Annotated in this window: 7 protein-coding genes and 1 pseudogene; 7 read left to right on the plus strand and 1 reads right to left on the minus strand. The window is 60.9% G+C overall.

From position 1 onward, the window contains the following. Positions 1–205 precede the first annotated feature (205 nt). The 7 genes and pseudogenes from MTDSW087_RS29320 (at position 206) to MTDSW087_RS29355 (ending at position 6041) form a co-directional block, all read left to right on the plus strand. Entirely contained in the window at positions 206–445 is a 240-nt protein-coding gene (locus MTDSW087_RS29320) for a hypothetical protein (protein WP_144769258.1), read from the plus strand. Positions 446–1537: 1092 nt separating this feature from the next. Further along, positions 1538–1692 (plus strand): annotated as a pseudogene (locus tag MTDSW087_RS29330) (IS3 family transposase); the annotation flags it as partial. A 497-nt stretch (positions 1693–2189) separates the two neighbouring features. Continuing rightward, positions 2190–2630 (plus strand): hypothetical protein, encoded by a 441-nt coding sequence (locus tag MTDSW087_RS29335; RefSeq protein ID WP_144769259.1) that lies wholly within the window; start codon positions 2190–2192, stop codon positions 2628–2630. Next, positions 2627–3901, plus strand: coding sequence for a relaxase/mobilization nuclease domain-containing protein (locus tag MTDSW087_RS29340; RefSeq protein ID WP_144769261.1), 1275 nt, complete (start codon positions 2627–2629; stop codon positions 3899–3901). Before MTDSW087_RS29335 ends, MTDSW087_RS29340 begins: the two co-directional genes overlap by 4 nt. Before the next feature lie 21 nt (positions 3902–3922). Next, complete coding sequence (locus MTDSW087_RS29345) at positions 3923–4462, plus strand: hypothetical protein (protein WP_144769263.1); 540 nt, start codon at positions 3923–3925, stop codon at positions 4460–4462. Continuing rightward, complete coding sequence (locus MTDSW087_RS29350; RefSeq protein WP_144769265.1) at positions 4459–4689, plus strand: hypothetical protein; 231 nt, start codon at positions 4459–4461, stop codon at positions 4687–4689. The genes MTDSW087_RS29345 and MTDSW087_RS29350 overlap by 4 nt, the downstream gene beginning before the upstream one ends. Further along, positions 4686–6041 carry a type IV secretory system conjugative DNA transfer family protein gene (locus MTDSW087_RS29355; RefSeq protein WP_144769267.1) on the plus strand — a complete coding sequence of 452 codons (1356 nt, stop codon included), beginning with the start codon at positions 4686–4688 and terminating at the stop codon, positions 6039–6041. The genes MTDSW087_RS29350 and MTDSW087_RS29355 overlap by 4 nt, the downstream gene beginning before the upstream one ends. 179 nt (positions 6042–6220) lie before the next feature. On the opposite strand, the gene MTDSW087_RS29360 is transcribed toward MTDSW087_RS29355, so the two are convergent. Further along, the gene (locus MTDSW087_RS29360) at positions 6221–7147 is read right to left on the minus strand and encodes a restriction endonuclease (RefSeq protein WP_144769269.1); all 927 of its coding nucleotides are present in this window, start codon (positions 7145–7147) and stop codon (positions 6221–6223) included. Between the last annotated feature and the right edge of the window lie 256 nt (positions 7148–7403).

Here is a 7403-nt window from a genome sequence, read left to right on the forward strand (position 1 = left end):
GGCGACCCTCGCCTCGGCCCAAGCCTTCCTCTACGCCGCTGCCGTCATGATCCTCGTTCGACGGCTGGGACGCGCCTCATGACTTATCGGACGGACTCTAAGGGACCGCCATGCGACGGAGGCGGCGCAGGCGGAATTCCATCGGAGCGCCCCGTCGCCGGTGCGCTCGAAGCAGGCTCATTACGCCTCACCAGGATGCTTCGTCATGAAAGCCTTTGCCGCCGCCGTGATCGCCGCCATCGCTCTCGGGGTGTTGGCCATGTTCGCCCTCACGAGCAATCAGAAGTTCGCCTATCAGGCCTTCGCCACCTCCGGCGCGCGGGTATCGGAGCCCGGTACCAACCTTGTCGGTCCCCGATGGAACGGCGACCCGGCACCCGACGAGTTCGAGGGGCAGCCGCACGGCAAGGCCGAGGGGGCCGGCTCGCACCCGAAGCGTTCCTGAGCGCGCATGCGCCGAGTCTGCCAAGAAGAATCGAGGGAGCGAACCCGTGAAGCCTCTGTCCATCGCTTGCCTGCTGGGTATCGGCCTAGCACCCGTGCTTCTCGCCGGAGCCGCCGCGGCTCAGGGCGCATCTGGAAGACCCGCCAACCTCTGCCAGGAGCTCCTCGCCTTCGTGCAGCAACCGGAAGCCGCGAAGCAGGCCGCTGCGACGCCGCCTCAACAGACGACCGCCGTCTCCAATCCCTCCGGCCAGGCTCAGGGCACACCGTCCTCTGCGGGTGGTGAGACCCAGCAGAAATCGGGTCTGAGTGGACCGACCAAGGATGAGGGGCCGGATCGGAACGTTGGTGGTCGCGGCCAAGCCAACGCAAACGCGAAAGATGCGGCGCCGGCGCGCGCTCCTGCGCCAGCACCACGACCGGACGCAGCGATGGTCGGGAAGGTCGAAGTCGCGGCTGCCGCAAACGACCAGATCGGTTGCCGCGCCGCCGCGCGCGCAATGCGAGTCGTCGGGGTCGCTCTTCCACCATCGCTTCTCGCTCTCGCAGCTCTCGATCCCAAGTATTATACGCCTTGATTTTCTAGGGTTTGATTTAATGTAAATACAACGCAAATTAGGATATAAATTCTATTATTCAATTTGTGTTTCTCAGCATTAATGGATTTGAAACGCTGAAGGACACCTTCGAGGTGGCCCGGGTCTGAGATTATTAGCGCATCGCAATGTTCCGCCGCCAGACACAAGAGATGCTATTCATAAATATTAGAGAATAAAATATCAGCGTGTCGTATCAGGATCGAGGTCACGGCAAGAGAAAGTTATAGTATTGTCTGGTTTCTAGGCAGATGTTTATTGAAACCAGGCCGGCACGCGCACATCATGGCTTACTCCTCTGCAGGAGCCCGATGAGGGGCCGCTATCAACCTACCTTGGGAGAATGGGGCATGAGCGTCCCACGGCGCCTCTCGCCGGCCATAATACCCCCATGCAGCGAGGCATGTATTGTTAAAGCTACTCAGCGCTTGTGACCTGACCGGCTGGCTTTGGACCGGGCTGATTGAGAGGATCAGCCGGGATCGGAGGAGGCGGATATGAAGCGGGGGCAGAAGACGAGCGCGGAGCAGGTCGTGCTCAAGCTGCGCCAGATCGAGGTGCAAACGGCGCAGGGCGAGAGCTTGGCGCCCGTTTGCAAGGATGCGGAGTCTCGGAATAGAGCTACTATCGCTGGCGCAAGGAGTACGGCGGCCGGTGGGCACGCCCTCCCGCGGTGACGCTCCAGCTTCGCCTGGTAGGCCCTCACCTGCGGCCGCAGGACCTCCAGCGCCGCCCTCACGATAGTCGCCTGAGTCCGGCTCGATCGGGATGCCGCTGCGGCGGAGAAGGGCTCGGGTCTCATTGTCCACGGCCTTCCAGTTCTGCCGCGCGAGCGCCTTGGCGTAGTCGGCATGAAGCTGCTTCAGCTCCTCGCCGTAGCCCTCGAAGAAGTCGTCTTCCATCCACCGGCCGCCGAGCGCGATGGCCTCTGGGTGCGGTACGTCAGCGTGCCATAGCATTTTGCATCACCGGCTTGCAGGACCGGCAGCTGCTTAAGGCACTGATTTAAGAGGAGTTTCAGGCCAAGCAATGGCTTAGCGTGAAGGTGGCGCGCCTCGACGCCAACGTTTCGAACGAATTGCTCGAAACGCTGGCCGAGTGGAGCACCCTTCTTGAGCACCGCAAGTCGCATGACTTGCCGGTGCCACCATGTCCCTAAGCGGCGCATTCGACACACAGGCAGCGGCTCCTCCGCCTGTCAAATCCAACCGAGCGAAGCGGGCAAAGCCGCCTTCTCCTTTCAGCCTGCGGCTGAAGGCCGAGGAGCGCGCCCGCCTGGCTGCTGAGGCCGCAGGCGCGCCCCTCGGCACTTATCTCCGCGCCAAGCTGCTCGGTGCGCCGGTCCCGGCGCGGGTCAGAAAGAGCGGCATCTCGATCGCCGATCGAAGAGCTTTGGCACAGCTCATCGCCCTGCTCGGCCGCTCGCGGGTGTTCAGCAACCTGAACCAGCTCGCTCATGCGGCGAACACCGGCTCTCTGCCGGTGACGCCGGAAACCCAAGCGGCGCTCGCCCAGGCGCTCGCCGACCTTCACGAAATCCGCGCGCTCCTGCTCACCAGCCTCGGCCTCAAGCCGGAGGCGCAGCCATGATTCTCAAAGGCTCGCAGCGCGGCGGCGGTCAGGACCTCGCCGCCCATCTCATGCGCACTGACGACAATGAGCATGTGCGCGTCCACGAGCTGCGCGAGTTCGCCTCCGACAATCTGCGCGGCGCATTCAAAGAGGCCGAAGCGATCAGCCGCGGCACCAAATGCCGCCAGTATCTTTTCTCCCTGTCATTCTCGCCGCCCGAAAGCGCGCGGGTCAGCGAGGCCGAGTTCGTCAAGGCGATCGACGAGGCCGAGAAGCGGCTCGGCCTGGACGGTCAGCCGCGCGCGATCGTGTTCCACGAGAAGGAAGGCAGGCTCCATGCCCACGGCGTGTGGAGCCGGATCGACGCGGCGTCCATGACGGCGGTGCCGCTGCCCTACTTCAAGAACAAGCTCAACGCCCTCTCCCGTGATCTTTACCTCGACAATGGTTGGGACATGCCGCGCGGCATCGCGCAGGCCGGGATGCGCGATCCGCTCAACTTTACGCTCGCCGAATGGCAGCAGGCAAAGAGACAGGGCCAGGACCCGCGCTGGCTGAAGGCGGCGGTGCAATCCTCCTGGCGGGCATCCGACAGCGGACCAGCCTTCTCCGGCGCGCTCGAAGAGCACGGCTGCTTCCTCGCGAAGGGCGACCGGCGCGGCCATGTCGTCATCGACCATGACGGCGAGGTGCATTCCCTCTCCCGTGTCCTCGGCATCAAGACCAACGATGTGAAGGCCCGGCTCGGTGATGGCGAAGCGCTGCAATCCATCGATGCGATCAGGAAGAAGCTCGGCGAGCGGATGACGCCCGCGCTCAAGCGCCACGTCACAGAGAGCCGCGAGAAGTTCGGCAAGGCGTCGGCGCTGCTCGGCGACGCGAAGGCCGAGATGACACTCCGCCACCGCGACGGACGCGGCAAGCTCGAACAGGATCAGAAATGCGCCTGGGACGCCGAGACGAAGGTGCGCACTGCTCGGCTGCCGAAGGGCCTCTCCGGCATCTGGCACCGGATCACGGGCAAGTACCAGCAAGTGCGCGCGCAGAACGAGACCGAAGCCAAGGCCAGCCGCGAACGGCAGGCGGAGGAGCGCCAGCGCCTAGTCGATCGGCAGCGCGAAGAGCGCGCCCGCCTCCAGGTGATGTTCAAAGAATTGCGCAAGCGCCAAGCCGAAGAGCTGCTCGAATTGCGGCGCGAGCTTGGCCGCTTCTTCAAATTCTCGCGTGGTCTTGATCCCGGCCCAACGCAGCGGCGCGAGATGTCAGTCGGGCTGCGACTGGAGCGATAGCGATCCATAGGGAGAGCGGTCATGTCGGATAATCGTGCGCCTGATCCCGTTGCGGGAGCCGCAGCTTTCATCTTTCTCGGTTTTGCACTCCTCAGCGTCGTGCTTTTTGCTGTGGCTGCTCTGTTCGCTTGCATCATGACGGGATTTTGTGTCGTCGTCTGGTACTACAACACACCGATCACGATCTGTGGGGAGACCCTGACACCGGACGAAGCGAAGCGCTTTGTAGTCCGCGGCGTTGCCGGTGCGCTGATCGTCCCCGGACTCGCTCTGTTCGTCTGCGGGTTCTACGGCGTGCAGATGCGGGCGGATGCTTTGCCTTATCTCGCCGTTGGCGGCTATGTGCTTGGGTCGCTGGTCGTCGGCTATTTTGTCGAGAAAGCCCGCCTCGAAGCAGCACAGCAGCAGGCCGCGATGCAGGTGCTGCCTCCGCCCGAGCAATCCGCCCGAACGGTCCGCACAACCGAGTTGGCACCATTGAGGCCGGAGTCTTCTCCAGACGCTCAGCCGCAACCCTTCCGCTTCGCGACGTGGGATGACGAAGAGGAGCTGCGCAAATGAGCCTCAACCAGCTGATGGCGCTCCACCAGTTCCTATTCAGCCTCGAATCCCAGGAAGCCCAGCGGCTCGCCTGGGAGGATGCCGAACAGGCACGGACCGCGCGGGCACGGGCGGAGGCCATCGCCGCCGAGCGCCTGCGCGCCATGCTCGACGCAAACCCGAGCGGCCAGCTCGGGGATGCGAAGCTCAACGATTTCGACGCTCTCAAACGCTCGGGGCTTTTATGACCCTGCCCGCTCCTGCCTATCGCAACATTCGCCGCGGCATTGAACTCGGCTTCGTCAACGGGTGGCCGCTCATCTATGACGGCACGGAGCCGGTCGCGGTCGATGCGCAGGCCGGTAAGGGCAAGTTGACGCGCTTCCTCGGTGCGAACCTGGTGTCGCCGCGGACCGCTCATCTCGGGAAGATTATCACCGATCCGAAAGACGGCGAGCTGGCCTGGGTGTCGTGGGTGACGCTCAAGCGCCAAGGCTATGACGTGCGCTTCATCAACGCCAACGGCCTGCACGGCTATCCGTCCGAGAGTTACAACATCAACACGAGGGTGATCGAGACTGCGGCGAACCCTGCCCTGCGCGGCATCGTCGGCGAAGCGGCCTATGATGCGGCGAGCTTCCTGGTCCCGCAGGACCCGGACTCGAAGAACCGCTGGGTAAGCCAGGGCGTGAGAACCATGTTCACGCTCTACAACAAGATCACTGCGCTCTATCCGTCCGAACGCTGGCCCTGCTCACCCGGCGGCTTATGGGATTTTTGGGGCCGTCCGCGCGGTGAGATCGCCGAAGACCTCATGCTATGGGCCTCCGACCGGCGGATGGAGGACGAGGCTGGGATGTGCCGCCTCATCGCCGGTCTCGCTGTCTCTCCCGATCAGTGGAACGCCTACGCCTCGCTTATCATCGAGCGGCTGCAAGGCTTTCAGCCCGGCATGGCGGCGCGCGAACTCACGAGCCGTAACTCATTCGATCCGGCCGATATGAAGCGCCAGCGCACCGCCCTCTTCATCATCGGCTCCGCACGTTCCGAGACGAGCCGCACCTTCGTCGGCGCGATGACCGCTGCCGTCATTGAACGCTTCGCCGATGCGCACGGGCCGCTTCGCGCGCTCGTCGTCGGTGAGGAATGGGGCCAGCTCTACGTCTCGAATTTCTACGAAGTGCTCACCCTCTACCGCCAGGGCGGCATCAACTTTCTTGGCGTGTTCCAAAATGCGGGGGCGCAGATCGAGACGCGCTATGGGCGCGAGACAGCGCGCATCTGGAAGAAGGCTGTTGCGCACACGCTCTATCGCGGCCTGCCAGACAGCGACACACTCAAGGAGATTGAGCACCGCTCCGGCAAAACGTCGGTGATGGTGCGCGGCTTTAACGTGAACAACAACCAAGTGAACGGCTCAGGCGACAACCTGGTCGAGCATGCCCGGCCGCTCCTCCAGGTTGAGGATATCCGACGCGCAACCGACGGGGGGACTTCGCTGCTTGATGCGCGAGACTCAGGTTTCTTCACAGTTACGACACCAGAATTCTGGAACAGAGCGGAGTTGAACGGCTTACTTCGAGATATTACCTGCAGCTAGCCACTTAATATTGGAAGTTATGCACAAATTATACTAGGGATTGAACCAACCCTACAACGGGTGGCCCAAGCGAGCCAACCTGCTTATGTCGGCTGCCCTTCACCAATCAAATACAACCAACCAAATGAAAGCAACCGAGGTAGGTCTTTAAGCGCGATTTCACTGTTTGCGCCCTCCGATTATAAGTCATCATCAAAGAAATCCTCATCAATTCTTTTGACTGAGATTATGCGACTATCGCGCACACCGATACCATGCTCCACCATTAGATCACTCAACCTTTCACCGTCGATTAGCACAATTCGCTGCGGAATATGGAGGACGTAATCAATAGCCGGGCTGCTAAAAGACGACGTTGTAACAAATACACCTTTGCTCGCACCCAAGCCAACTAAGCTTCCAACAAACCCTTGGACTTCCGGTCTACCTACGATGATTTGGGGCGAGTAGCGCTTTGCCTGAACATAAATACGGTCGAGGCCCAAGCGATCCTCATTGATAATGCCATCAACGCCGCCATCTCCGCTTTTTCCCAACCGGCGAGCAGCGTCTTCGTGAGTTCCGCCGTACCCCATACCAACAAGCAGATCAACAATAAGACGCTCGAAGAACGCAGGACCATTGGCCAAAATTCGCTGTAGCAATTCCGCTTTCATAGCAGAGTGTAGAACTTCCGCTGCTTCATCGATCTGTTCTTCTGGAGTTGCCATCGAAACGGCCGCGGCTTGCTTTGCTGGACCTTCGGAAGAAGCTCCTGGCAACATGCCGCGACTATAGAATGCAAGAAATGTAGGGTAGGATTTCAGCGTTTCGATATTAATTTCGCTAATACTTGTAGCGAGCAAAGATCTACCCTCCTGACTTGCAACAAATTTTCCTCTTGCTGGAGAATCTATCAGCCCGGCCTTGGCCAAATAGAATTTTGCCCAATGAATTCGATTGTGCAAAAGACGCTGCTTTCCACTTGGCAGCATCTCCTCTCGCTCGTCGTTGGATAGATTGAGTTCGTTGGCAACTCGGTCAGCTGCCTCCGGTACACGCATCTCAGCGGACGCAGCTAACCGGAGCACAGGCAGCATCAAACTTTGATAATTGGGAACCGTCATTATCTTTCCTATGATACAAATGGATGCCTATTGAAGGCACGCATCAACCGCCGCTTCCAAAGTATCAACGTAAACTGGCTGTGGAGTTCCGCTCTTCATTCTCCAAACTGTATATCCGCCCGGCAGAGCCTTACCGCGAAGCTCCTTCTGTCGGCCCTGTAAAGGGCGGACCAATTCCAGGCCGCCGTGGCGGAGCAAAATCAGGCCACTGGCAACGTGCAGCCTGAACGAAGAAGGGGCCCGATCGGGCCCCTTC

The sequence above is a fragment of the Methylobacterium dankookense genome (assembly GCF_902141855.1).
In the GTDB taxonomy this organism is placed as follows: domain Bacteria; phylum Pseudomonadota; class Alphaproteobacteria; order Rhizobiales; family Beijerinckiaceae; genus Methylobacterium; species Methylobacterium dankookense.